The following is a 22,737-nucleotide window of genomic DNA, read 5'->3' on the forward strand; positions in this document are numbered from 1 at the left end:
ACTATGAAAAAACCTTTGGTAATTGGTCATCGAGGCGCTATGGGGCATGAAACAGAGAACACCTTGCCTTCCATTCAAAAAGCGATTGATTTGGGGGTAGACATGATTGAAATAGATGTTTTTAAGATTAAAAGTGGGGAAATCGTAGTTTTTCATGATGATACGGTTGATAGACTTACCAATGCTCCAGGAAATATTGAAGAGTATAATATTCTTGATTTGAAAAAATTGATTGTTGATGGCGGACATCAAATACCAATGCTTCAAGATGTATTAAAACTTATCGATAACAAAGTTGCGTTAAACATAGAGTTAAAAGGTGCAGGTACTGCTGATAAGGTCAATTTTATAATGGATTATTATATAAAGCAGAAGAATTGGTCACCAGAAAATTTTATAATTTCAAGTTTTAATTGGGATGAGCTAAAGGAAATGAGAAAAAAAAATCCCGATGTCGCTATAGCTGTTTTAACTGGAAAAAATCCAGTTGATGCAATACCTATTGCTAAAGAATTGAATGCAGTTGCCATAAACCCATATTTTGAAGAATTGAATTTAGAAGTTGCGAACGAAATACGTGATGCCGGATTTAAAATTTATACATGGACGGTAAATGACCCTACAGATATTGAAGCTATGAAAAAAATTGGTGTTGATGGAATCATTACCAATTTTCCAGAACGAGTCAACTAATGTATGATGTTCTAGTAATCGGTGGTGGTGCCGCAGGCTTTTATGCTGCAATTCATGTTGCAGAAGCTCGACCTAATGCTAAGATTGCCATTTTAGAACGTGGTAAGGAGGTACTTACCAAAGTAAGGGTTTCAGGTGGCGGGCGATGTAATGTTACCCATGCAGAATTTAATCCTAGCGAACTTAGTAGTAATTATCCAAGAGGTGAGAAAGAACTTTTGGGTCCGTTTCACCAATACGCAAGTGGAGATACAGTAGGTTTTTTTGAGGATCGAGGTGTTGCATTGAAAATTGAGGAAGATGGTAGAATGTTTCCTGTTAGTAATTCTTCACAAACCATTATAGACTGTTTCATGTCTGAGGTAGAACGATTAGGAATCCAAATTAAACAACGTTGTTCTGTAAGCGGTTTAGAGCAAATTGAAGAGGATGGTGACATACTTTGGAGAGTTAAGGTAGGAGATGATTTTTTAGTCACCAAAAAATTGATAGTAGCTACGGGCAGTAATCCAAAAATATGGAAACTTATTGAAGAATTAGGCCATACCATAGTTCCACCAGTTCCTTCCTTATTTACATTTAATATTAAAGATGAACGAATTACAGGTATCCCAGGCGTATCAACACAGGCAGAGGTTGTAGTGCTGCCTAAGAAAAAGTATGGTCAAAAAGCAACAAAGATAAAGTTCGATTCATCTGTACTTGCTTCTGAAGGGCCATTGCTTATTACACATTGGGGTATGAGTGGGCCAGCTATTTTAAAACTATCGGCATGGGGAGCTCGTGTTTTGGAGCACTATAATTACCAGTTTAAAATTCAGGTAAATTGGGTGCCAGAATATCATCAAAACGGACTTTTAGAATTGTTTTTGAAAGTGAAACAAGATGAAAAGAAAACCATTCTACGAACCAAGGTTTTGGATATCCCTAAGCGACTTTGGGTTAATTTAGTTCGAGCTTCAAAAATACCAGATGAAACTACGTGGCCAGAAATTTCTAAACAACAGCTAATATTACTGGCTCAGCAACTAACAGCTGGTGTTTTTCAAGTGAACGGTAAAAGTACTTTTAAAGAAGAGTTTGTTACCGCTGGGGGTGTACATCTAAAGGAAATTAACTTTAAAACATTTCAAAGTAAACTTCTACCTAGCCTATATTTTGCAGGAGAAATTATAAATGTAGATGCCATAACCGGTGGTTTTAATTTTCAAAATGCCTGGACAGGAGGTTATCTTGCCGCAAAAGGTGTCGTAGAAGACTTAAAATCAAATTAAGTATGGAACTCAAAAGCTATGTAGCATTTTTAAGAGGTATAAATGTTGCAGGAAAAAAGAAAGTTTCCATGGAATCATTGAAGGCTTTATGTGATAATTTGGGTTTAAAAGAGGTTAGAACGTATATTCAGAGTGGGAATATTTTATTCAAAAATGAACAGCTACAAACCGATTCGTTAGCAGGGTTATTAGCTGATGCGATTCAAAAAAAATATGGTTTTCAGGTTCCTGTACTAGTAAAAACTGTCAGTCAAGTAAAGAAAATTTTAGACTATAATCCATTTGACAATGAGGAAGATTTAGTTGCAAATAAAATCTATTTCGTTTTACTGAATGAAGTTCCAACAGATGAATTGCTTACAAAGTTTAAGGCAGATACATTTGAAAATGAAGAATACTTCGTAGCTGAAAATTGTATGTATCTTAAATGTAATTTAGGGTATGGTAAAGCTAAATTGAATAATAATTTAATTGAGCGAAAATTAAAGGTTTCGGCGACTACCAGAAATTTTAGAACTATAAGTAAATTGGTAGCATTGGGTAGTTAGACCTTTAGGTGTAGAGATTTGAAATTAATTCAATTCCCAGATTTTATAATTTAAAAAAGCCGCAAAGAACACCCATAAAACGTATGGTATCAATAAAATTGACGCTACCTTACTGACCACATTAAACCATTTAATAGTTAGAATAAGGACTGCCAGTAAAGTTAGAATTACCATTAGACCCCAAAAAGGTTGTTGTAGGCCAAAAAATACGATACTCCACAATCCGTTTAAAAGCAATTGGAAGCCAAAATGATACAAACCGGTTTTCACCCATTTATGATGAAATCCCTTTGCCCAAACCAAACCAACGGAAATTCCCATTAAAACATAAAGTGCCGTCCATATAGGAGCAAAGACCCAATTTGGCGGATTAAAATTTGGCTTGTTCAACGTAGTGTACCAGTCGTTTACTGAACTTTGTGTGACGACACTACTTAGAAACCCAATGGTAGAACAGATAAGGATGCCAAGTATGATGCATGTTATTTTCCTTTTCAACGGTTTGGTGTTTAGCTCTAAAATAAGGATTTATTTTAATTGACAGCCCTAAAAACTATCTTTGTATAAATTGTGATTTCAATGACCGAAAAAGAATTTATACCAGCTTCCTACACAGCATTGAATGATGAAGGGATAGTTGCTTATTGCTCTCCTAGCAATATAGCATTGATAAAGTATTGGGGAAAACGAGAAAATCAAATCCCAGCGAACCCCTCTATCAGTTTTACGTTGGACGCTTGTTCTACAACAACCAGGGTTCATTACAAAAAACGAATACATAAGAATGATGAGTTCTCGTTTGACCTTTTTTTTGAAGGTGAGGCTAAAGAAGAATTCCAACCAAAAATTAAAACGTTTCTAAAACGCATTGAAAAGTATATGCCTTTTTTGAAGGACTACCATTTTGTAATCAATACTTCTAATACATTTCCCCATAGTAGCGGCATTGCATCATCTGCTAGTGGTATGTCGGCATTGGCGTTATGTTTTATGGAAATGGAACGAGGGTTTGATAAAAATATAACTCTAGAATATTTCAATCAAAAGGCATCATTTTTATCCCGTTTAGGTTCTGGTAGTGCATGTCGTAGCATTCAAGGCCCATTGGTGCAATGGGGAGAGAGTGATGCGGTAGAAGGCAGTTCAAATCTTTTTGGAATTAAGTATCCATATGAAGTCCATCCAATTTTTAATAATTATCACGATACAATTTTATTGGTTGATAAAGGAGAAAAGCAGGTGAGTAGTACGGTTGGTCATGATTTAATGCACGGGCATCCTTTTGCATCAAATAGATTTAAGCAAGCCGATACCAACGTAGAGAAGTTAAAGATTGTTTTTTCAAAAGGCAATCTAGATGAATTTATAAATATAGTAGAAAGTGAAGCACTTACTTTACATGCCATGATGATGACCAGTAATCCTTATTTTATATTAATGAAGCCAAATACGCTATCTATAATAAATAGTATTTGGAAATTTAGAGAGGAATCTAAAACTCATGTTTGTTTTACGCTAGATGCAGGTGCGAACGTACATGTGCTTTATCCTGAAAATGAAAAGGATATAGTTTTTCCGTTCATAAAAGATAAGTTGATTTCTTTTTGTCAAAATGGACAGTATATTTGTGATCGAATAGGTTTGGGTGCGAAGAAGTTGTAAGTGAGTTATGTACGATTGAACCAAAAAATTCGTTAGTAAATAAGTATTTCGCCTATTTTGTTTAAGCATATACAGCAAAACGTTGAACTTTATCTTAATCTTTGGTTATATTTAAAAGTATTATCGATATTTGCACAGATTTTTAAAATGAAAGGACCACTGTTTTATTCCAAAATTCTTCTCTTCGGAGAATATGGTATCATTAAAGATTCCAAAGGTTTGTCTATACCCTATAATTTTTACAAGGGAGCTTTAAAATCTGATACCAATCTATCGAAAGAGGCAGCAAAGTCTAATAAAAGCTTAGAAGCTTTTGCGAGCTACTTGGAAGAACTTACAAAAAACGATCCAGACTTAATTTCTTTTGATTTAGATATCCTTAAAAAAGATATAGAAGCAGGCATGTATTTTGATAGTTCGATACCGCAAGGATATGGTGTAGGTAGTAGTGGAGCCTTAGTTGCTGCGATTTATGATAAATATGCAAAGGAAAAAATTACGGTCTTAGAAAATCTCACAAGAGAAAAACTATTGATACTCAAGGCGATTTTCGGTACTATGGAATCTTTTTTCCACGGTAAATCATCTGGTCTTGATCCATTGAATAGTTATTTAAGCCTTCCTATACTTATAAATTCCCAAGATAATATAGAATCTACGAGCATTCCTTCTCAAAATACCGACGGTAAAGGTGCGGTGTTTTTATTAGATAGTGGTACGGTAGGTGAAACAGCACCAATGGTTCAGATTTTTATGGAGCAGATGAAGAATGACGGATTCCGTAATATGCTCAAGAATCAGTTTATAAAGCATACCGATGCCTGCGTTGAAGATTTTGTGAGTGGGAACATTCAATCTTTATTTGGTAATCTAAAACAACTTTCCCATGTTGTTTTAGATAATTTTAAACCAATGATTCCTGTCAAATTTCATGAGTTGTGGAAGAAAGGTATTGATACTAATGATTATTATCTCAAGCTTTGTGGATCTGGCGGAGGCGGCTATATTTTAGGATTTACTGAAGATTTTGAAAAAGCGCAAACTGCACTTAAAGACTACAAACTAGAAGTAGTTTATAACTTTTAGGAAATTTCAAACATGTTTGATAGAAAAAGCAAACTCTTACTTTTAAAAGTATTGAGTCTTTTTTCCGTGGTTAGAGGGTATAATATACTGGTCATTGCCCTCGCTCAATATTTGGCATCCATTTATATATTGGCACCAGACTTATCGCTAAGAAAAGTTGTTTTTGATGTCAACCTATTTGTAATTGTTATTGCTTCTGCAATGGTCATTGCCGCAGGCTACATTATTAATAATTTCTACGATGCAGAAAAAGACCTAATCAACAAGCCTAGAAAAAGTATGTTGGATCGCCTGGTGAGCCAACGATTTAAATTGACTACTTATTTTGTATTGAATTTTATGGCAGTAATAGCAGCTAGTTATGTGTCTTTTAGGGCTGTCTTCTTTTTTTCTTCTTATATTTTTGGAATATGGCTTTACTCCCATAAGTTGAAGAGAATTCCACTTTTAGGAAATTTCATATCAGCAATCTTGGCCATAACTCCTTTTTTCGTAGTCTTTGTATATTATCGCAATTTTGAAACTGTGATTTTTGTACATGCAATGTTCTTGTTTCTATTGATTCTTTCACGTGAAATGATCAAAGATTTGGAGAATATTTCAGGAGATATTGCTCAAAATTATAGAACCATTCCTATAATTTATGGAGCGAACATTTCTAAGACAATCATTGCCAGCTTAATTCTGTTCACCCTATTACCGTCATTGCTTCTAATTTTTAAGTACGATGTAGGATATATGAATTTTTATTTCGGGGTATGCATTTTACTTCTAGTGTTATTCATTTTTCTACTATTAAGATCAAAAATAAAAAAGGATTATGTGTGGCTGCATAATATTCTAAAGCTCATTATTGTAGCAGGTGTCTTCAGTATTCTGCTTATCGATGTAGATATGGTTTTAAATAGAATACTATAGATCTCATTAATATGTATAAGATAATTATTTGAACGGCAATGCAATTTCCTACCTTTGTGCAAAATTGGTACAGTTATGAGTAGGGATGATTCTAGTAGAGAAAAAAAATCTTCGGGAAGACAGGGTGGTAATTTCAAAAAGAAAAGCTACGCTCGTGGTAATGCTCCCATAAAGAAAAATGTTTCACCCAGTAAGCCATCAGATCCAAATTCCATCCGACTAAATAAATATGTAGCTAACTCGGGTGTATGCTCGCGTAGAGATGCTGATATATATATCGCAGCTGGTAGTGTGACCGTAAATGGAAAGCCTATTATTGAGATGGGTTATAAAGTGAAATTGACCGATGAGGTTAAGTTCGATGGCCAATTATTGAACCCTGTTAAGAAAGAGTATGTATTGCTCAATAAACCAAGAGATTTTGTTACTACTATTCGAGATGAAAAAGGCAGAAGACATGTTTCTGGATTAATTTCTAGTGCGTCAAAGTCAAAACTTTTACCTGTTGATAAATTAGAAAAGGAGCATACTGGTCTACTTTTATTTACCAATGATGGTGCAATGACCAAGACGCTTAAGAGTCCTATAAACGGCTTACGTAAAATATATCATTTAGTATTGGATTTGGAATTACGAAGTGCAGATTTGAAGAAAATTCAAGAAGGTGTTACAGTAGATGAAAAGATGGTACGTGTTCAGGATATAAGTTTTATAGCTGACTCTCCTAAGCGTGAAGTAGGCATAGAGATATTTAGTTCTAGAAATAAAATTGTAGAACGACTTTTTGACACTTTAGGATATAAGGTGCAAAAATTAGATAGAGTAGTTTTTAGTGGTCTAACCAAAAAGGATTTACCTAGGGGACATTGGAGATATTTGACAGCTCAAGAGGTAATTAATCTTAAGGTCATTAAATAAAAAAGAGTCCTTTTCAAATTATAGGATAAAGGAATTTATTTCAAGGCAACAACGGTAAAATAAAGCTGTTTTAGCACACTATCACGTAACGTGTGTAAGTTTAGAACAACAAGGATTGGATTTTTTTGAGTCTGGTCCTTTTTTTAGTTCTGTTAGGAATTTATTTAAAATAATCCTCCAGTTCCTTATGGGTATGGTCTATTTTTAGCTGATTCACATACCGATAAATATACGAACCAGTCTGCACTCGGGTTTCAACACGGCATCGTCCGTTGAGAATTAAAACTTTTCCTTTCATGTTCTCGATAAATTTTGTTGTATAAATAATCTTGATTTCCATCGAAAACTGATAGAACACCGTGAGTACTTTTTAGTTATCATGCCGACTCTTGGTCGTATATTAATATTTATGCTACACTTTGGGTAAAATCCGCTAAGGGTTATCCTTGCTGCTTCTTGATAGGGAGCATTAGATGGACAGGCTTATAGCAATCATTAAGGAGGTAGTATTTTATACGATAGGATTAGTAATACCGAAGAACAAGCCATATTTTTAAGTAAGACCCTACAATCATATACATGGCTATAGAGCAACAATTTCAAATCTCAAAATTCAAGTTAAAGCACCTACCAAAATTGTTCGTAAAAACCTACCATGTTTGGATGGCGAAAGACCCTTTTAAAATTAGCGCGGTCATTGCGTATTACGCTATCCTTTCCCTGCCTGGTTTGTTGATTTTAATTCTGGAATTGGTAGGCGGTATTTGGGGTCGTGAAATAGTACGTGGAGAACTATTTTCCGAAATTTCATCAGCTATGGGTCCAGAAACGGCTCAGTCCATACAAGAAATGATTGCCGATAGGGGAAGTCAAAACACATCGATAGTGGCTACTATTTTAGGGGTAGGAGTTTTGATATATGGTGCCACAGGTGTTTTTTATCAGTTACAGAATGCATTAAACGATATTTGGGATACGAAACCAAAATATTCTAATGAAGTTTTATCAACACTTTTTATGCGATTGAAAGGATTTGGCTTTATACTTATTTTTGGATTTTTACTTCTGATTAGTTTTGTATTGACCTCTTTTTTATCCGCATTTTCAACACAACTTTCTAGACTTTTGCCCGATGGTATGCTAGAACTAAGTTTTGGTTTGGATATTCTTTTATCGTTAGGTTTTATATACTTATTGTTCGGTGCAATGTTTAAATACTTGCCAAGTACCCAAGTGCCATGGAAAGCAGTTAAAGTTGGGGCAGCCCTTACTGCATTTTTATTTTTGATAGGTAAATATTCCTTGGCCTTCTACTTTAGTAAGGCAGAACCTGGTTCTACATATGGTGCCGCAGGAAGCATTATTTTAGTAATGCTTTGGGTTTCCTATTCAAGTTTGATAGTAACTTTTGGAGCCCAGTTCACCAAAATTTATTCAGATAAGTATTTGAAACCAATATAACATTATATTTATTTTTCTTCGAATAAAAGCCAAAGATTGGGGTCAAGAATAACGGTGTCTGGTTTGGTTTCAGATTCAATTACAACGGATTTTGTTTTAGTTGATATTAGTACTGTTTCAATTTTGATTGCACCATTTTTAACAATAGCAACTTCTAATGGAAATTGAAAGGTATGAAAGTCTTGTACTTGCAGTATTTCGATGGTGACCTTACCTTTCTTATAGATCCATTCCCATTTAATTTCTGGGTAGCCTTTGGTGAAAATCCATTGTTGAAAAAAAGAATCAAGATTTTGACCAGATACAATTTCCATTTCATTTTGAAAGTCGATGGTCATTACATTAGCATTTTGATATCTGGTGTAATATGTCCTTATGCCTTTCCAAAATAATTTATCTCCTAGTTTATGACGTAGCATATTCAATACCCAACCTCCTTTTTGATACGTATTGGTGCTCAGAACCTTCATAGGGTCTTTAATACTTGCGTCAACAATGGGTGACGGATTTTTCTTATAATAAGCTAGAATTTCTTGACGGTCTAAAGCTAGTTCTTCCTTCCGTTTTTCATCCCCATAAACACTTTCTTGGTATAATATCGCAAAGTAGGTCGCAAATCCTTCACTCAACCAAACGTGATTCCAATCATTTTCTGTAGCGGAGTTTCCAAACCATTGATGAGCGATTTCATGTGCAATCAGCCCTTCTACCTCATTTTTACCGGTTACTGAATTTTCGAAATAGGAGATGGTGCCAGCATTTTCTAGTCCGCCCCATTGGGTTTTTGCCTGCATATTGGCAAGTTTTGCGTATGAATATGGGCCTACACTATCTATAAAGTATTTTAAGACCTTGGTGGCTACACCATAATCAGAGAAACCGTCCAACCTATTTTCAGGGTATACCCAAGCCGATACTTGAGTATCATATACTTGATCTAATAATTTACTGGCAAATTCTGTGACGCCAATGGTCACAACTTTCATTGCAACTGGTGCAGGTTCTTTGTATGTAGTTAGTTTTAACCCGTTACCTAAATTGCTTTCTTCAATTTTTTCACCAGTAGCAATTACATCATAATGAGCCGGTGCAGTGATTCTAAACTCAATACTGGCTTTATCATATGGATGGTCAACGGATGGCAGCCAATGCCGCGCCAAATTGGGCCAGTTATCACCAAAGAAAGAACGTTGTCCGAATTTGGTGGTGTCTATAACTAAACCACGCTCAGGAATACCATGGTATTGGATGGTAAATATTTTTTGCTTCGTTGCATCTTTGGTAGGTATAATTTTCAGTTTGTTTGCTTCATAGGTATAATCTACGATAGTACTATCTTCAAATACGCCAGTAACCTCCATGCCAAAAGTCTCTGATTTTGCGATGAGGTCCAAATTAAATTCATTGACTTGGTTATTAAAATGTACATTAATAATGGCCTCACCTATAATCTCATTCGTATCATCATTTAAGGATAAATTAAACGTATAATGCTGTATGTCTGCTGAGGTATTCCTATGATAGGTGTCTTGGCAATAGATGAATTGACTAACCATGAACATTAGTAGTATCAATACTGTATTTAGAAATTTTAACATGTAATGTTTTAGTTGGATTAATTTATTTTTTTCAAAACTTAATTTTATACTAGGTAAATATGAGACTGTTTATTATGCCAACCCCTACATTGTAATTATCTAAAAAGCCAAGTGTTTCTATGGGTATATAGTGTATTAGGTTTCTTGATAAAATTATTTTCAGATTAGACTTTCCCCTAAATTATTTACTATTATTGTTTTGAAATAGACTTAGCAGGAGTACGTTGCAGTACATATTCAAATAAAAAAAATATCTTTTAATCACTAATTTTGGTTTTTCCAGCTATTTCAAAAAAGTTCGAAGGCTTAAAATACTAAACCTTAGACATCTTTTTTCTAATTTCATTTAAACACAAATTCCCCAAACTGCCCTCATGGGAGTGATGTATATCTCTTTTTGGCGTAAACGTTCCCTCATTGATTTCTATACCCATTTTCTTATAAGCATCTCTAAATGGCATCCCGTTTTGTACAAGTTCATTCAACGTGTCTACACTGAATAGGTAATCATATTTTGGGTCTTCTAGAATTTCTTTATTTACACGTATTTCTTTTAGGCTAAACGTCAAAATTTCCAAACAGGCTTTCATGTCTTGTATGGCGGGAATGATGATTTCTTTGACCAATTGTAAATCTCTGTGGTAACCACTTGGTAAATTGTTGATGACCAAGGTCAACTGGTTGGGAATAGATTGTAGTTTATTGCATTTACCGCGAACCAATTCAAATACATCGGGGTTTTTCTTGTGCGGCATAATACTTGAACCGGTTGTCAACTCATCTGGGAAAGAAATGAAATTGAAATTTTGGCTCATGTATAAACAAATGTCCATAGCCATTTTAGATAGGGTTGCTGCAATGTTGGCCATCCCGAATGCAGTCGCTTTTTCTACCTTGCCTCGGCTCATTTGTGCAGCTACTACATTATATTTTAGAGTTTCAAAGCCCAGTTCATTTGTGGTGAAACTACGGTCAATACCAAAAGAACTTCCATAACCGGCAGCACTTCCCATAGGGTTTTGGTTGGCTACTTTGTAGGCAGCCTCAACAAAATAAAGATCATCGATTAAACTTTCTGCATAGGCTGAAAACCATAAGCCAAAAGAAGAGGGCATTGCAATCTGAAGGTGGGTATACCCAGGTAACATTACCTTTTTATGCTCTTCGGCCTTTTCTAAAAGAAGGTCGAAAAGTGATTTAGTCATTGATTTTATTTCAGTCAGCTCATCCTTTAAATACAAATGCATAGCCACCAAAACTTGATCGTTTCGAGAACGTGCGGTATGAATTTTTTTACCGGTATCCCCTAGGCTTAAGGTGAGCATGTATTCTATTTTAGAATGCATATCTTCAAAAGAAGGTTCAATTGTGAATGTACCTTTTTTGATTCTTGCTTCAATAATGTCTAGTTCATCAACAAGTTCTTTGGTTTCTTTCGGGGAAATTAGACCTATTTTCCCTAGCATTTTTGCGTGTGCCTTTGATGCGATAACATCATATTTTGCTAAGTGCAAATCCAATTCCCTATCATTTCCTACTGTAAAATGATCGATTTTTTTATCCGTGCTAAATCCTTTATCCCAAAGTTTCATAATCTTTAAATTAGTAATTAAAACTTATTATTTTTCATTTTAATTAGTAGCCGCACGCTTAGTGCAAAAATCCTTTTAGTATTTTAATATACAAATCTATGCCTTCTTCAACTTCATCTACATAAATAAATTCATTTGCAGAATGCGAACGTGTACTATCACCAGGACCTAATTTTAAAGACTGGCAACTTAATGCCGCTTGATCAGAGAGGGTAGGGGAACCGTAGGTTGCTCTACCTAAAACAATACCCGATTTCACCAGCGGATGCTCTTTATTAATATTGGAGGAATTAAGTCGTAATGATCTTTCCTTTAATTCGCATGGGGCATCTTTTTTCAACAAATCGGCAATTTCTTTATTTGAATAAACATCATTAACCCTAACATCCACAACTAAATCTACATGAGCAGGAACTACGTTATGTTGCGTGCCAGCACTAATTTGAGTGACGGTCATTTTCACATCACCCAAAGATTCCGATGTTTTGTTGAATTTGTAGTTTTTAAACCAATTTAATACTTCAATTGCATTATAAATGGGATTGTCGGTATTTGGGTGTGCTGCATGAGACGGTGTACCTTTAATTACAGCATCGAAAACCACTAAACCTTTTTCAGCAATAGCGAGTTGCATCAATGTAGGTTCGCCAACAATTGCAACATCGATAGTAGGAAGTTTTGGGAGTAATCCGCGCAAACTATTTTCTCCAGCATTTTCCTCTTCCGCTGAAGCGACCATCAAAATATTATGGGTTAGGTTTTCGCCATCGTAATAATGAACAAAAGTGGCTAAAAGTGATACCAATGGTCCACCAGCATCATTACTCCCTAAGCCAAATAATTTACCTTCCTCAATATGAGGATGAAAAGGGTCTTTGGTGTATGCAGTATTAGGTTTTACCGTATCGTGATGAGAATTCAAGAGTAAGGTCGGTTTGCTATCATCCCAACATTTATTCTTGGCAATTATATTGTTGCCATCACGTTCTGTTGGAATGTTATATTGTGCTAACCAAGCTTGAATGGCATCTGCAGTTTTGTCCTCTTCTTTTGAAAAGGATTCTATTGAAATTAATTCTTGTAATAATTTTAAAGCACTCTCTGTAAGTTCTATTTGATTCATTCTAAAGTGTTAACGTAGTGAACAATTCTGTGTTTTCATCTAACATGGTGACATCTCCTAAGCATACTTTTTTGACATCGTTTTCTAAAGCATGAAAGCAATTATGTAGCTTGGGTAACATTCCATCAGCTATGACACCTGCAGATAAAAGTTCATTATATTTTGTAGTATTTATTTGTTTGACAACAGAATTATCATCTTTAATATCCAATAAGACCCCTTTTTTTTCAAAGCAATAATATAAGGTAGTACCGTAATGGGATGCCATTGCTATAGAAATTTCTGACGCAATCGTATCAGCATTCGTATTCAACAATTGACCGTTGCCATCATGTGAAATTGCACAGAAAATAGGCGTTATCTTTAAGCTTAAAAGGTTTGTCAGTAATTCGGAATTTACTCCGTCAATATCGCCCACAAATCCGTAATCAATTTCTTTTACAGGTCGTTTGTGAGCTTGAATACTATTACCATCTGCACCACTCAAGCCAAATGCATTTATTCCTTTAGCCTGAAGTTGGGCAACAATCTTTTTGTTTGCCAAACCACCGTAGACCATTGTGATAATATCTACAGTTTCTTTATCCGTAATACGTCTACCATCTATCACATTAGAGGGTATGCCCAAACGCGTAGCTAATTGAGTTGCTAATTTTCCACCACCATGTACAAGAATTTTTGGCCCATCTAATCTTGAAAAAGCAGATAGGAAGACATCTAATGCATTTTCATCTTCTATAACATTCCCGCCAATTTTTACTATGGATAATTTTTGTTTCATATTACGTATTTAAAATTCCTCCATCAATGGTCATTGCCGAACCCGTTATCCACGAGGCATCTTCAGAAACCAGAAATAGAGCAAGATTAGCAATATCATTAGATTCGCCCAATCGTTTTAATAATGTTTGGTTAGCTGCATTCTCAACAGCTTTTTCAGGGTCATTAAAAGCTTGTGCAGAGTTCCGAAGCAATGGGGTGTCTACTGGCCCCGGACACATAGCATTCACCCTAATTTGTGGCGCATACTCAACAGCCATTTGCCGCATTAACGCAAGCGAACCTGCTTTTGAGGCGCAATACGCCGGATGATTTGGAAAACTTTTATAAGCAGCTATAGAAGCATTTATTAGAATAGTAGACCTTTTGTTTTTTTGTAATTCTGGGATAGCATATTTAGAAAGGTAAAAAATCGAGGATAAATTGGTGTCTATCGTATTTTTCCATAGCTCATCTGGGAGGTCGGTGACACTTCCTATCCCCAAAATACCAGCGTTCATTGAAAGAATATCCAATTTTCCAAAATGTTTAATTGCAGCAGTTACGAGTTGTTCATTATAGGATGGGTGCCTAATATCACCACCAAGAAAAACTGCTTGCTTGCCCAACTCATCGGATAATGCATTACCCCGAATTTCATCTCTACCAGAGAGTATCACTTTTGCGCCATGAGCTACAAAAGTTATGGCTATAGCTTTTCCCATGCCACTGGTTGCCCCAGTAATTATGGCTACTTTATTTTCGAGTTTCTTAATCATTTTTTTATTTTAAACCTTCCAGTATTTTTTTCAATACCAATTGTGCGGCATACGTTCTGTTGTTTGCTTGCTCAATGACTAATGATTGTTTGCTATCCAAAACTTCGTCTGCCACGACCACATTTCTGCGTACGGGAAGACAGTGCATGAATTTGGCGTTGCCCAATTTTTTCAAGGTTATCTGCCAGTCTTTTTCTTGCGGAATAACTTGCCCGTAATTCGTATAGCTACTCCAATTTTTCACATACACAAAATCAGCATTTTCTAGGGCTTTTTCTTGGTCGTTTTCAATTCTTGAATTTTTAGTAATGTTAGTATCCAGCTCATATCCTTTTGGATGGGTAATAACGAATTCAGCATTTTGTTTCTGCATCATCTGTATAAACGAATTGGCAACGGCATGTGGCAATGCCTTAGAATGAGGTGCCCATGATAAAACGACTTTCGGATGATTTGTAAAGGTTTGCTCCTCTAGGGTAATGGCATCGGTTAGGGCTTGTAACGGATGGCCTACAGAACTTTCCATATTTATGATAGGTACACTTGCATATTTTTTGAAACCATTCAACACTTCTTCCGCTTCGTCCTTTTCTTTATCCACCAATCCTGCAAAAGCACGTATGGCAATAATATCACAGTATTGGGAAATAACCTGGGCCGCTTCTCTAATATGTTCAGAGGTGCCTTGGTTCATTATTGAACCATCAGTATATTCAAGCGCCCAACCTTCACTTCCAAAGTTCATAACGATTACTTCCATACCCAAATTCATAGCTGCTTTTTGAGTGCTGAGACGGGTACGAAGGGAGTTGTTGAAAAATAACAAACCAATGGTTTTATCACTGCCTAAGTCTTTAAATTCTTTAGGATTGTTTTTGAGTGCAATACCTTCCTTGACCCAAGAGGATAAGGAATCGATATCATTTATGGAGAGGTAATTTTTCATGCTTTAATTTTTGTGAATATACTTTTATTTTCAATTGCGTCGATAATGAAATTATCGCGTAGACCATTCGTAATCCATGTTTCAATACCTGCTTCTTTGGCAAGGGTTGCGGCATCAATCTTAGATTGCATCCCACCGGTACCGTGAGTGGATTTTAAATTACCTATTTCTTGATTCATTTCATTTAAATCTGAAACGGTTTGAATAGTTTTTGGGGAGGTGCTTGTTAAAGATGCCTTGGTGTAAATACCATCTGTATTCGTTGCGATAATCAAAATGTCCGCACATAATAGTGCTGCGGTTAAACCAGCCAATTTATCATTGTCGCCAAACTTAATTTCATCGGTAGCTACTGTATCATTTTCATTGATGATAGGGATAAAATTATTAGCAACCAATACGTTTATGGTGTTTTTGATATTCACTTTAGACTGTTCTCTTTCAAAATCGGAATACGAAAGAAGACATTGTGAGGTAAATAGACCTAATTCACGAAAGTTTTCTTGAAAAATACGCATGAGGTGTGGCTGACCAATTGATGCAAGGGCTTGCTTTACATCTATTTCCTCACCATTGTGCTCTAATTTCACGAATTGTTTAGCTGCAGCTATTGCGCCAGAACTAACAATGATAAATTCGTACTCGTTCTTTAAAGTGGCTATTTGCCTGCCTATATCCTCTATTTTACCTCTGGATATATGGTCGGTATCCTTGGTTAACGTATTGGTTCCAATTTTTAATAAAATTCTTTTTTTTACCATCTTCTAATTGGCTTTTTATCTTTAGCTAATTGATTTAGGCTAAAAATATTCTGCTATTTTCTAGGTGCCGTCTCCGGGTTATCAGAATAGATATATTACTTTCCATCAACCATCAACCATCAACCATCAACCATCAACCATCAACCATCAACCATCAACCATCAACCCTTTTACTAAGCAATGCAGAAGTGATTAACGACTACCTTACCTGTCCATTGCCTTTTACATACCATTTATTGGTTACTAAATGTTGCAAGCCAATGGGGCCGCGTTGGTGTAATTTATCTGTACTAATTGCAAGTTCTCCACCTAAGCCAAATTGGCCGCCATCGGTAAAACGAGTCGATGCATTATGATATACCGCAGCCGTATCAACAGATTGCATAAAAGTATCTGCCTCCTCTTCATTTGCAGTAATGATTACTGCCGAATGCCCACCGCAATATGTGTTAATATGTTGAATGGCTTCATCTAAATCGGGTACTTGGCCAATAACTATTTTATAATCTAAAAACTCCTCATGCCAAACAGAGTCATCGTCGATTTGAGAAGTGCCTTCTAGTCCGGCTAATTTTGCATCGGTTAAAATTTTGAAGTTGTGTTTTTTTAAGGACTGCAATAATTGGTTTAAAAATTCCATTTTACGAGGCAAATCCCTTGAAATAATGACCTTGTCCACAGCATTACAAGCCGATATTTTGGTCGTTTTTGAGTTTAAAATTATATCTAAGGCCATTTGTAAATCTGCCTCTTGGGAAACATACACAAAATTATTACCACGTCCACTAACGATTACTGGGCACTGCGCGTGTTGCTTTACAAATGCAATCAAACGCTCACCTCCTCTAGGTATAATTAAATCAAGTTTTTGGGTCGGCTTTTCTAAAAATTGCTGAGTTTCTTCCCGAGAATAATTTAGATAGGTGATCCATTCTTTAGAACAGTCACATGCTTCTAAAGCCATATGCCAAAGATTCACCAAAACTAAATTAGAGTGTAAAGATTCTTTGCCGCCTTTCAGTAAAATACTATTACCTGATTTAAAAGCGATACCCGAAGCCTCAATGGTGGCATCAGGTCTTGATTCATAAATAATCATCACTGTACCAAAAGGTGCAGTTTTATTGCTTATTTCAAGCCCGTTGTCATGTGTGAATTGAAAGCGTTCAACATGTAAAGGGTCGTCAAGAGCAGCCAATTTTTTTAAGGAATAGACTATTTCGCCTATCTTTTTTTTATCGACTTTCAAACGGTCTATCATTGCTATGTCTTCAGATTCAAATGAATTCAAATCTTTGTCATTGGCAGAGAGTACTATAGACTCTTCTTGTCGTACGAGTTCTGCCATTCGAAGCAGCACCGCATTTCTTTTATCTAAGCTGAGTGTTTTATTCATTATAAAGCAGTCTTAAGAGCCTTAAAAAATTCATCTAAATCTTGTTGTGTAATATTCAAAGCTGGTAAAATTCGTAATACGGTTTTATCTTTGGCTCCGCCTGTGAATAGGTGATGCTCATAAATTAATTTTTTACGTAGTTCAGCTACTTCAAAATCAAATTCAAGCCCTAACATTAGGCCTCTACCTTTTACACGTTTTACTTGCGGAATCTCTTTTGCCTTTTTATTGAAGTAGGTACCCAATAGTTCAGCATTGGCCACCAAATTTTCTTCTTCAAGCACTTCAAGCACAGCCAAAGTAGCTGTGCACGCTAAATGATTACCCCCGAAAGTTGTTCCTAACATACCGTATTTGGCTTTTATGCTTTCATGAATTAAAACGCCACCTACCGGAAAGCCATTACCCATTCCTTTTGCGATACTTATTATATCTGGTTTGATATTGTGATGCTGAAATCCAAAAAACTTACCACTTCTTCCAAAGCCGGACTGAACTTCATCCGCAATTAACAAAACACCATTCTCTTTACAAAGAGATGCTACCTGTTGATAAAACTCGGTACTTGGTTCATCTAAACCACCGACCCCTTGTATTGACTCAATAATTACAGCGCATATATTTTTTTTGACAATTTCATTTTCAAATGTCTTTATTTCATTAAGTTCTAGAAAAATAACTTTTTGCTGTTGATTGATTGGGGCATTTATAGATGGATTATCAGTTGCGGCAACTGCCGCAGAAGTACGCCCGTGAAACCCATTTTTAAAGGCAATCACCTTAGACTTTCCTGTAACAAACGAAGCTATTTTTAGTGCGTTCTCATTGGCTTCTGCACCAGAATTACACATGAATAAGTTATAGTCATCACAACCGGATTGTCTGCCAAGCTTTTCGGCCAGTTCCTCTTGTAGAGGATTTTGAACAGCATTACTATAAAAACCTATCTTATCAAGCTGCTCTTTTAGTCGTTGTACATAATGAGGATGAGAATGCCCAATAGAAATAACGGCATGCCCACCATAGAAATCTAAATAATCTTGTCCTTTATCATCAGTCACTACTATTCCTTTTGCAGAGACCGGAGTTACATTGTATAATGGGTAAACGTCGAATAATTCCATATATCAAAAATTATAATTCCAAAATCTCATTCAAGCACACGCTTTTAAAATTGAATAGCGGTTGCTTTTAATCGTTATTGGTGTTTAAATTCAGTAATCTTATTATAGGATGCAACGATACCGCAAATCAATGATGAACTCAGCCCTTGGTGCTCCATTTCGTTCAAACCAGTAATCGTACAGCCCATTGGTGTAGTTACCCTATCAATTTCTTCTTCCGGATGGTTGCCCGATTCTATAAGCAAACTGGCGGCACCATTGCAGGTGTACATAGCCAATTCTTGTGCTTCTTTTGCATCGAAACCTAATTGTATGGCACCTTGGGTCGTAGCACGTATCAAACGCATCCAGAAAGCGACGCCACTGGCACAAATAACGGTTGCAGCCTGCATTTGACTTTCAGGGATTTCCATTGAAAATCCCATTCGGTTGAAAATAGCCTTGGCCAAATCAATTCGCTTTTTACCTTTTTCATTGCTACAAATACAGGTCATGGATTTCCCTACGGAAATTGCTGTATTGGGCATACTTCGGATGATATAATGTTCTTTTCCTATAACCCTTTCGATTTTATCGATACTAAAACCAGTAATGGTGGAAATTAGCACATGATTGTCATTGAACAAATCTTTTATGCTTTCTAGAATTTCAGCAAAATGAACGGGTTGAACGGCAAATATCAAAATATCTGAATTTTTCACAGCCTCTCGGTTATCTTCCGTTACGGTCACATTGCCATATTCTTGAAATTCGGCAATAGATTTTGCGTCTCTTTTAGTAAGGTACATACTAGTTGCCCCGTTACTATTAAGAATCCCCTTGGCTATTGAAAGGCCTAAGTTGCCGGCACCTATGATGGCTATTTTCATACTCATTATTTTAAAGTACCAGGTAAAAGTAATTAATACTAGTTTTTTATTTAATTTAAAATTTTCTAAAAATGCGCTGTACTACTTCCTAAATACTTTGTCGTACCAGTATTATATTTTAAAATACTCCTGCCTTCAGGTTCAGCCCTAAATCTTCTTCAAGTCCGAATATTAAATTCATGTTTTGTACTGCCTGACCTGATGCACCTTTTAATAAGTTGTCAATGGCTGAAGTAACCAGTAAAATATCATCATGCTTGTGTAAATGCACATGACATTGATTGGTATTTACCACTTGCTTTAAGTGTATAGGTTCCTCTGTCATCTGGGTGAAAATGGCATTGGTATAGAAATCTTGATAGATTTTTTCTGCCTCGGCTAAATTTCCCTCAAATTTGGTGTAGGATGTAGCTAATATTCCACGGGTGAAATTTCCCCTATTAGGCATGAAAAATAAATCACCTGTAGTATTCTGTAAGGCATGTAGACTTTCATTGATTTCGCCCAAATGCTGATGGGTAAATGGCTTGTACCAGCTTACATTATTATTTCGCCATGAAAAATGTGAGGTTGCCGACGGACTAACGCCTGCGCCTGTGCTTCCTGTTACCGCATTGATATGGACATCATGTTCCAATAGATTTGCTTTTGCCAATGGCAGCAATGCCAATTGAATTGCCGTAGCAAAACAACCTGGGTTAGCAATATATTGGGCATTCTCGATTTGTATTTTGTTCAGTTCTGGGAGCCCATATACAAACTGTTTTCCGTTAAAATCAGCATCTGCATGCAATCTAAAATCATTACTTAAATCGATAATCTTGGTATCCGTAGAAAAAGCATGCTCCTTTATAAAAGTGGTTGAATTACCATGCCCTAAACATAGAAATACGACATCAACTTTAAGGTTTACATTTCCTGTAAATTCTAGGTCCGAAATTCCTAATAAATCAGGGTGGGCCGTAGTTACTTTTTTACCTGCTCTGGTGGTGCTGTATACAAAATCGATTTCTGTTGCCGGATGGTTTAAAAGTATGCGAATAAGTTCGCCTCCCGTATAACCCGAACCACCAATAATTCCTGCCTTAATCATTTTTTTATTTAATTAGTCGCTTAGTGTTAGTTAACTGTGGTTCGTTCGTGGTTTTTTACGCACACCTAAACCCTTTCAACTAGGTCCTATTTATTTACATGGTTATAGATTTTACCGGCATTGGACTGTATTTTAATAAATCCTTTTGCCTCATCGGCTGTCCACCCTTTATTCATTTCGCCATAACTTCCAAAAGAAGCGTTCATCAAATCATGTTTAGAGGAGATACCATTCAATCTGAATTGGAATGGATAAAGGCTTACGAACACATCACCCGAAACCGTTTTCTGTGTATCGGTCAAAAAGGCTTCTATATTTCGCATAACGGCATCTAAATAATTACCTTCATGAAGTAACATTCCGTAGAAATTACCTTGTTGTTCTTTTTGATATTGTTGCCATTTGGTAAGTGTATGTTTCTCTAATAAATGATGCGCTTTAATTATTAATAGCGCAGCAGATGCTTCAAAACCTACTCGTCCTTTAATACCAATGATTGTATCACCAACATGAATATCCCTTCCGATTGCATATTTAGACGCTATGGCTTCTACCTTTTCAATATTACAGACCGGTGTGTCTTTTTCTCCATTGACAGCCACCAATTCTCCCTTTTCAAAAGTTAAGGTGATATCTGTCGGGTTTTTTTCCTGTAGTTGACTTGGGTAAGCACTTTCTGGTAAAGCCTTATCAGAAGTTAAGGTTTCCTCGCCACCAACTGAAGTTCCCCAAAGTCCCCTATTGACTGAATATTTTGCTTTCTCCCAAGGGTAGTCAACACCGTTCTCTTTCAAGTAAGCGATTTCTGCTTCTCTGGCTAATTTATTATCTCGAATAGGAGTGATAATTTCAATCTCTGGCGCTATGATTTGAAAAATCATATCAAAACGAACTTGGTCATTACCTGCACCAGTACTGCCATGTGCAATATATTTGGCACCTACTTTTTTGGCGTAGTTTACAATTTCTATGGCCTGTACAATTCGTTCTGCACTTACCGAAAGTGGGTAGGTGTTGTTTTTAAGTACGTTGCCAAAAATGAGGTATTTTACTACCTTTTCGTAAAAGGTTTGTACGGCATCGATAGAGGTATAGGAAGTTGCACCCAATTGTAGTGCTTTTTTCTCAATTTCCTTTATTTCTTTGGATGAAAATCCACCGGTATTTACACTTACCGCATGTACTTCAAACCCTTTGTCTTTTGATAAATATTTTGCGCAGTAAGATGTATCCAATCCACCGCTATAGGCTAAAACTAATTTCATTATAAAAATATTTTACTGCATTTGTTTGTTATAGGGAAGGAATTTTTTTAACGTATTCTCCCAGAAACAACTATTTATTTTTCTTTTCTTTTTTTGTTAAAAACAAACTTTCCTTTATGCTTTTTAATCTAGCAAAAGCCTTTCCGTTCATTTCTTTTACTTCGCTTACTTTTTCCTTACTGTTAGGCTCATAGAGCATACCAGTGCATAAGCACATTTTTTGCTCTGTACGTGTTAGAATATCAAAGTTCTTACACGTTTGGCAACCTTTCCAAAATTCGGGATCATCGGTCAATTCAGAGAAGGTTACTGGTTTGTAGCCTAACTCATAATTGATTTTCATAACCGGGAGCCCTGTGGTAATACCAAAAATTTTAGCATCGGGAAATTTTTTTCTACTGAGTTCGAATACCTTTCCTTTTATTTTCTTGGCTAGACCTTGTCCTCTGTAATCAGGATGGACAATTAGTCCAGAATTTGCGACAAATTTCTCATGGCCCCAAACTTCAATATAGCAGAAGCCAGCGAATTTATCACCGTCTAGAGCTAATACAGCATTGCCATTAGAAAGTTTTTTCTGAATATATTCTGGTGTACGTCTTGCAATACCAGTGCCTCGAATTTTTGCCGATTCTGCAATCGTATCACAAATATCTTGGGCGTATTTAAAATGTGATTGGTTAGCAACAATTAAGTTCATTGCCAATTGGATTTAAAGTGTAAAAAATAATTTTAATTTTTTGTGCGGAAATGGACTCACCTAATTCCATAAATATAGTTCACCCTTACGGGCGGCGACGGCGAGATGTGAACGGGCGCGCTAGAGCAACAGTGCTCATGGTGGTATACAAAAAGTAGATTTTCTCGTTCAT

Annotated in this window: 23 protein-coding genes; 8 read left to right on the plus strand and 15 right to left on the minus strand. The window is 36.0% G+C overall.

What is annotated here, in order from left to right; translation table 11 throughout:
• The first annotated feature begins 3 nt into the window (after window positions 1-3).
• The 3 genes from ES765_RS00610 to ES765_RS00620 are packed head-to-tail and all read left to right on the plus strand — an operon-like array spanning window position 4 to window position 2,515.
• Complete coding sequence (locus tag ES765_RS00610; RefSeq protein WP_249356165.1) at window positions 4-693, plus strand: glycerophosphodiester phosphodiesterase; 690 nt, start codon at window positions 4-6, stop codon at window positions 691-693.
• Complete coding sequence (locus tag ES765_RS00615; protein WP_138110589.1) at window positions 693-1,967, plus strand: NAD(P)/FAD-dependent oxidoreductase; 1,275 nt, start codon at window positions 693-695, stop codon at window positions 1,965-1,967. The genes ES765_RS00610 and ES765_RS00615 overlap by 1 nt, the downstream gene beginning before the upstream one ends.
• Window positions 1,968-1,969: 2 nt before the next feature.
• Window positions 1,970-2,515 carry a DUF1697 domain-containing protein gene (locus tag ES765_RS00620; RefSeq protein ID WP_138110590.1) on the plus strand — a complete coding sequence of 182 codons (546 nt, stop codon included), beginning with the start codon at window positions 1,970-1,972 and terminating at the stop codon, window positions 2,513-2,515.
• A gap of 24 nt (window positions 2,516-2,539) precedes the next feature.
• Here ES765_RS00620 and ES765_RS00625 read toward each other — a convergent pair whose 3' ends face one another.
• Window positions 2,540-3,013 (minus strand): TspO/MBR family protein, encoded by a 474-nt coding sequence (locus ES765_RS00625; protein ID WP_138110591.1) that lies wholly within the window; start codon window positions 3,011-3,013, stop codon window positions 2,540-2,542.
• 81 nt (window positions 3,014-3,094) lie between these two features.
• Between ES765_RS00625 and ES765_RS00630 the strand changes: the two genes are divergently transcribed.
• The 4 genes from ES765_RS00630 to ES765_RS00645 all read left to right on the plus strand — a co-directional run bounded on the left by ES765_RS00630 (window position 3,095) and on the right by ES765_RS00645 (window position 7,099).
• Window positions 3,095-4,177, plus strand: a complete 1,083-nt coding sequence (locus tag ES765_RS00630; RefSeq protein ID WP_138110592.1) for a diphosphomevalonate/mevalonate 3,5-bisphosphate decarboxylase family protein — start codon at window positions 3,095-3,097, stop codon at window positions 4,175-4,177.
• 147 nt (window positions 4,178-4,324) lie between these two features.
• Window positions 4,325-5,263, plus strand: coding sequence for a mevalonate kinase (locus ES765_RS00635; protein WP_138110593.1), 939 nt, complete (start codon window positions 4,325-4,327; stop codon window positions 5,261-5,263).
• Window positions 5,264-5,275: 12 nt separating this feature from the next.
• Entirely contained in the window at window positions 5,276-6,181 is a 906-nt protein-coding gene (locus tag ES765_RS00640) for a geranylgeranylglycerol-phosphate geranylgeranyltransferase (protein ID WP_138110594.1), read from the plus strand.
• A gap of 75 nt (window positions 6,182-6,256) precedes the next feature.
• Entirely contained in the window at window positions 6,257-7,099 is an 843-nt protein-coding gene (locus ES765_RS00645) for a pseudouridine synthase (protein WP_138110595.1), read from the plus strand.
• Between the two features lie 160 nt (window positions 7,100-7,259).
• On the opposite strand, the gene ES765_RS00650 is transcribed toward ES765_RS00645, so the two are convergent.
• Complete coding sequence (locus ES765_RS00650; protein ID WP_171017197.1) at window positions 7,260-7,397, minus strand: hypothetical protein; 138 nt, start codon at window positions 7,395-7,397, stop codon at window positions 7,260-7,262.
• Window positions 7,398-7,678: 281 nt separating this feature from the next.
• On the opposite strand from ES765_RS00650, the gene ES765_RS00655 reads away from it, so the two are divergent.
• Window positions 7,679-8,560 carry a YihY/virulence factor BrkB family protein gene (locus ES765_RS00655; protein WP_138110597.1) on the plus strand — a complete coding sequence of 294 codons (882 nt, stop codon included), beginning with the start codon at window positions 7,679-7,681 and terminating at the stop codon, window positions 8,558-8,560.
• Window positions 8,561-8,568: 8 nt separating this feature from the next.
• Here the strand turns inward: ES765_RS00655 and ES765_RS00660 are convergent, their stop codons facing one another.
• The 13 genes from ES765_RS00660 to ES765_RS00720 all read right to left on the minus strand — a co-directional run bounded on the left by ES765_RS00660 (window position 8,569) and on the right by ES765_RS00720 (window position 22,565).
• Window positions 8,569-10,158, minus strand: a complete 1,590-nt coding sequence (locus tag ES765_RS00660; RefSeq protein WP_249356167.1) for a M1 family metallopeptidase — start codon at window positions 10,156-10,158, stop codon at window positions 8,569-8,571.
• Window positions 10,159-10,472: 314 nt separating this feature from the next.
• Window positions 10,473-11,750, minus strand: a complete 1,278-nt coding sequence (gene argH / locus ES765_RS00665; protein ID WP_138110598.1) for an argininosuccinate lyase — start codon at window positions 11,748-11,750, stop codon at window positions 10,473-10,475.
• A 58-nt stretch (window positions 11,751-11,808) separates the two neighbouring features.
• Window positions 11,809-12,873: a M20 family metallo-hydrolase gene (locus tag ES765_RS00670; protein WP_138110600.1), complete on the minus strand. Its 1,065-nt coding sequence runs from the start codon at window positions 12,871-12,873 to the stop codon at window positions 11,809-11,811.
• A gap of 1 nt (window position 12,874) precedes the next feature.
• Window positions 12,875-13,654 carry an acetylglutamate kinase gene (gene argB, locus ES765_RS00675; protein ID WP_138110602.1) on the minus strand — a complete coding sequence of 260 codons (780 nt, stop codon included), beginning with the start codon at window positions 13,652-13,654 and terminating at the stop codon, window positions 12,875-12,877.
• Between the two features lies 1 nt (window position 13,655).
• Entirely contained in the window at window positions 13,656-14,411 is a 756-nt protein-coding gene (locus ES765_RS00680) for an SDR family NAD(P)-dependent oxidoreductase (protein WP_138110604.1), read from the minus strand.
• A gap of 4 nt (window positions 14,412-14,415) precedes the next feature.
• A complete protein-coding gene (locus ES765_RS00685) occupies window positions 14,416-15,357 on the minus strand; it encodes an acetylornithine carbamoyltransferase (RefSeq protein WP_138110606.1) in 942 nt (313 codons plus the stop codon).
• Window positions 15,354-16,118 carry a glutamate 5-kinase gene (proB, locus tag ES765_RS00690; protein ID WP_138110608.1) on the minus strand — a complete coding sequence of 255 codons (765 nt, stop codon included), beginning with the start codon at window positions 16,116-16,118 and terminating at the stop codon, window positions 15,354-15,356. Before proB ends, ES765_RS00685 begins: the two co-directional genes overlap by 4 nt.
• A gap of 199 nt (window positions 16,119-16,317) precedes the next feature.
• Complete coding sequence (locus ES765_RS00695; protein ID WP_138110610.1) at window positions 16,318-17,514, minus strand: glutamate-5-semialdehyde dehydrogenase; 1,197 nt, start codon at window positions 17,512-17,514, stop codon at window positions 16,318-16,320.
• The gene (locus tag ES765_RS00700) at window positions 17,514-18,638 is read right to left on the minus strand and encodes an aspartate aminotransferase family protein (protein ID WP_138110612.1); all 1,125 of its coding nucleotides are present in this window, start codon (window positions 18,636-18,638) and stop codon (window positions 17,514-17,516) included. Before ES765_RS00700 ends, ES765_RS00695 begins: the two co-directional genes overlap by 1 nt.
• Window positions 18,639-18,712: 74 nt before the next feature.
• Entirely contained in the window at window positions 18,713-19,507 is a 795-nt protein-coding gene (proC, locus tag ES765_RS00705; protein ID WP_138110614.1) for a pyrroline-5-carboxylate reductase, read from the minus strand.
• A gap of 118 nt (window positions 19,508-19,625) precedes the next feature.
• Window positions 19,626-20,600 (minus strand): N-acetyl-gamma-glutamyl-phosphate reductase, encoded by a 975-nt coding sequence (gene argC, locus ES765_RS00710; RefSeq protein ID WP_138110616.1) that lies wholly within the window; start codon window positions 20,598-20,600, stop codon window positions 19,626-19,628.
• A gap of 86 nt (window positions 20,601-20,686) precedes the next feature.
• Window positions 20,687-21,868 carry an argininosuccinate synthase gene (gene argG / locus ES765_RS00715; protein WP_138110618.1) on the minus strand — a complete coding sequence of 394 codons (1,182 nt, stop codon included), beginning with the start codon at window positions 21,866-21,868 and terminating at the stop codon, window positions 20,687-20,689.
• Window positions 21,869-21,935: 67 nt separating this feature from the next.
• Window positions 21,936-22,565 (minus strand): GNAT family N-acetyltransferase, encoded by a 630-nt coding sequence (locus tag ES765_RS00720; RefSeq protein WP_138110620.1) that lies wholly within the window; start codon window positions 22,563-22,565, stop codon window positions 21,936-21,938.
• Window positions 22,566-22,737 lie beyond the last annotated feature (172 nt).

The sequence above is a fragment of the Maribacter sp. ACAM166 genome, assembly GCF_005771495.1.
In the GTDB taxonomy this organism is placed as follows: domain Bacteria; phylum Bacteroidota; class Bacteroidia; order Flavobacteriales; family Flavobacteriaceae; genus Maribacter.

Excerpts from the sequence above, each read along its gene's own strand:
- ES765_RS00610 (WP_249356165.1), top strand. The coding sequence starts at position 4 with ATGAAAAAACCTTTGGTAATTGGTCATCGAGGCGCTATGGGGCATGAA.
- ES765_RS00615 (WP_138110589.1), top strand. The coding sequence starts at position 693 with ATGTATGATGTTCTAGTAATCGGTGGTGGTGCCGCAGGCTTTTATGCT.
- ES765_RS00620 (WP_138110590.1), top strand. The coding sequence starts at position 1,970 with ATGGAACTCAAAAGCTATGTAGCATTTTTAAGAGGTATAAATGTTGCA.
- ES765_RS00630 (WP_138110592.1), top strand. The coding sequence starts at position 3,095 with ATGACCGAAAAAGAATTTATACCAGCTTCCTACACAGCATTGAATGAT.
- ES765_RS00635 (WP_138110593.1), top strand. The coding sequence starts at position 4,325 with ATGAAAGGACCACTGTTTTATTCCAAAATTCTTCTCTTCGGAGAATAT.
- ES765_RS00640 (WP_138110594.1), top strand. The coding sequence starts at position 5,276 with ATGTTTGATAGAAAAAGCAAACTCTTACTTTTAAAAGTATTGAGTCTT.
- ES765_RS00645 (WP_138110595.1), top strand. The coding sequence starts at position 6,257 with ATGAGTAGGGATGATTCTAGTAGAGAAAAAAAATCTTCGGGAAGACAG.
- ES765_RS00650 (WP_171017197.1), bottom strand. The coding sequence starts at position 7,397 with ATGAAAGGAAAAGTTTTAATTCTCAACGGACGATGCCGTGTTGAAACC.
- ES765_RS00655 (WP_138110597.1), top strand. The coding sequence starts at position 7,679 with ATGGCTATAGAGCAACAATTTCAAATCTCAAAATTCAAGTTAAAGCAC.
- ES765_RS00660 (WP_249356167.1), bottom strand. The coding sequence starts at position 10,158 with ATGTTAAAATTTCTAAATACAGTATTGATACTACTAATGTTCATGGTT.
- argH (WP_138110598.1), bottom strand. The coding sequence starts at position 11,750 with ATGAAACTTTGGGATAAAGGATTTAGCACGGATAAAAAAATCGATCAT.
- ES765_RS00670 (WP_138110600.1), bottom strand. The coding sequence starts at position 12,873 with ATGAATCAAATAGAACTTACAGAGAGTGCTTTAAAATTATTACAAGAA.
- argB (WP_138110602.1), bottom strand. The coding sequence starts at position 13,654 with ATGAAACAAAAATTATCCATAGTAAAAATTGGCGGGAATGTTATAGAA.
- ES765_RS00680 (WP_138110604.1), bottom strand. The coding sequence starts at position 14,411 with ATGATTAAGAAACTCGAAAATAAAGTAGCCATAATTACTGGGGCAACC.
- ES765_RS00685 (WP_138110606.1), bottom strand. The coding sequence starts at position 15,357 with ATGAAAAATTACCTCTCCATAAATGATATCGATTCCTTATCCTCTTGG.
- proB (WP_138110608.1), bottom strand. The coding sequence starts at position 16,118 with ATGGTAAAAAAAAGAATTTTATTAAAAATTGGAACCAATACGTTAACC.
- ES765_RS00695 (WP_138110610.1), bottom strand. The coding sequence starts at position 17,514 with ATGAATAAAACACTCAGCTTAGATAAAAGAAATGCGGTGCTGCTTCGA.
- ES765_RS00700 (WP_138110612.1), bottom strand. The coding sequence starts at position 18,638 with ATGGAATTATTCGACGTTTACCCATTATACAATGTAACTCCGGTCTCT.
- proC (WP_138110614.1), bottom strand. The coding sequence starts at position 19,507 with ATGAAAATAGCCATCATAGGTGCCGGCAACTTAGGCCTTTCAATAGCC.
- argC (WP_138110616.1), bottom strand. The coding sequence starts at position 20,600 with ATGATTAAGGCAGGAATTATTGGTGGTTCGGGTTATACGGGAGGCGAA.
- ES765_RS00720 (WP_138110620.1), bottom strand. The coding sequence starts at position 22,565 with ATGAACTTAATTGTTGCTAACCAATCACATTTTAAATACGCCCAAGAT.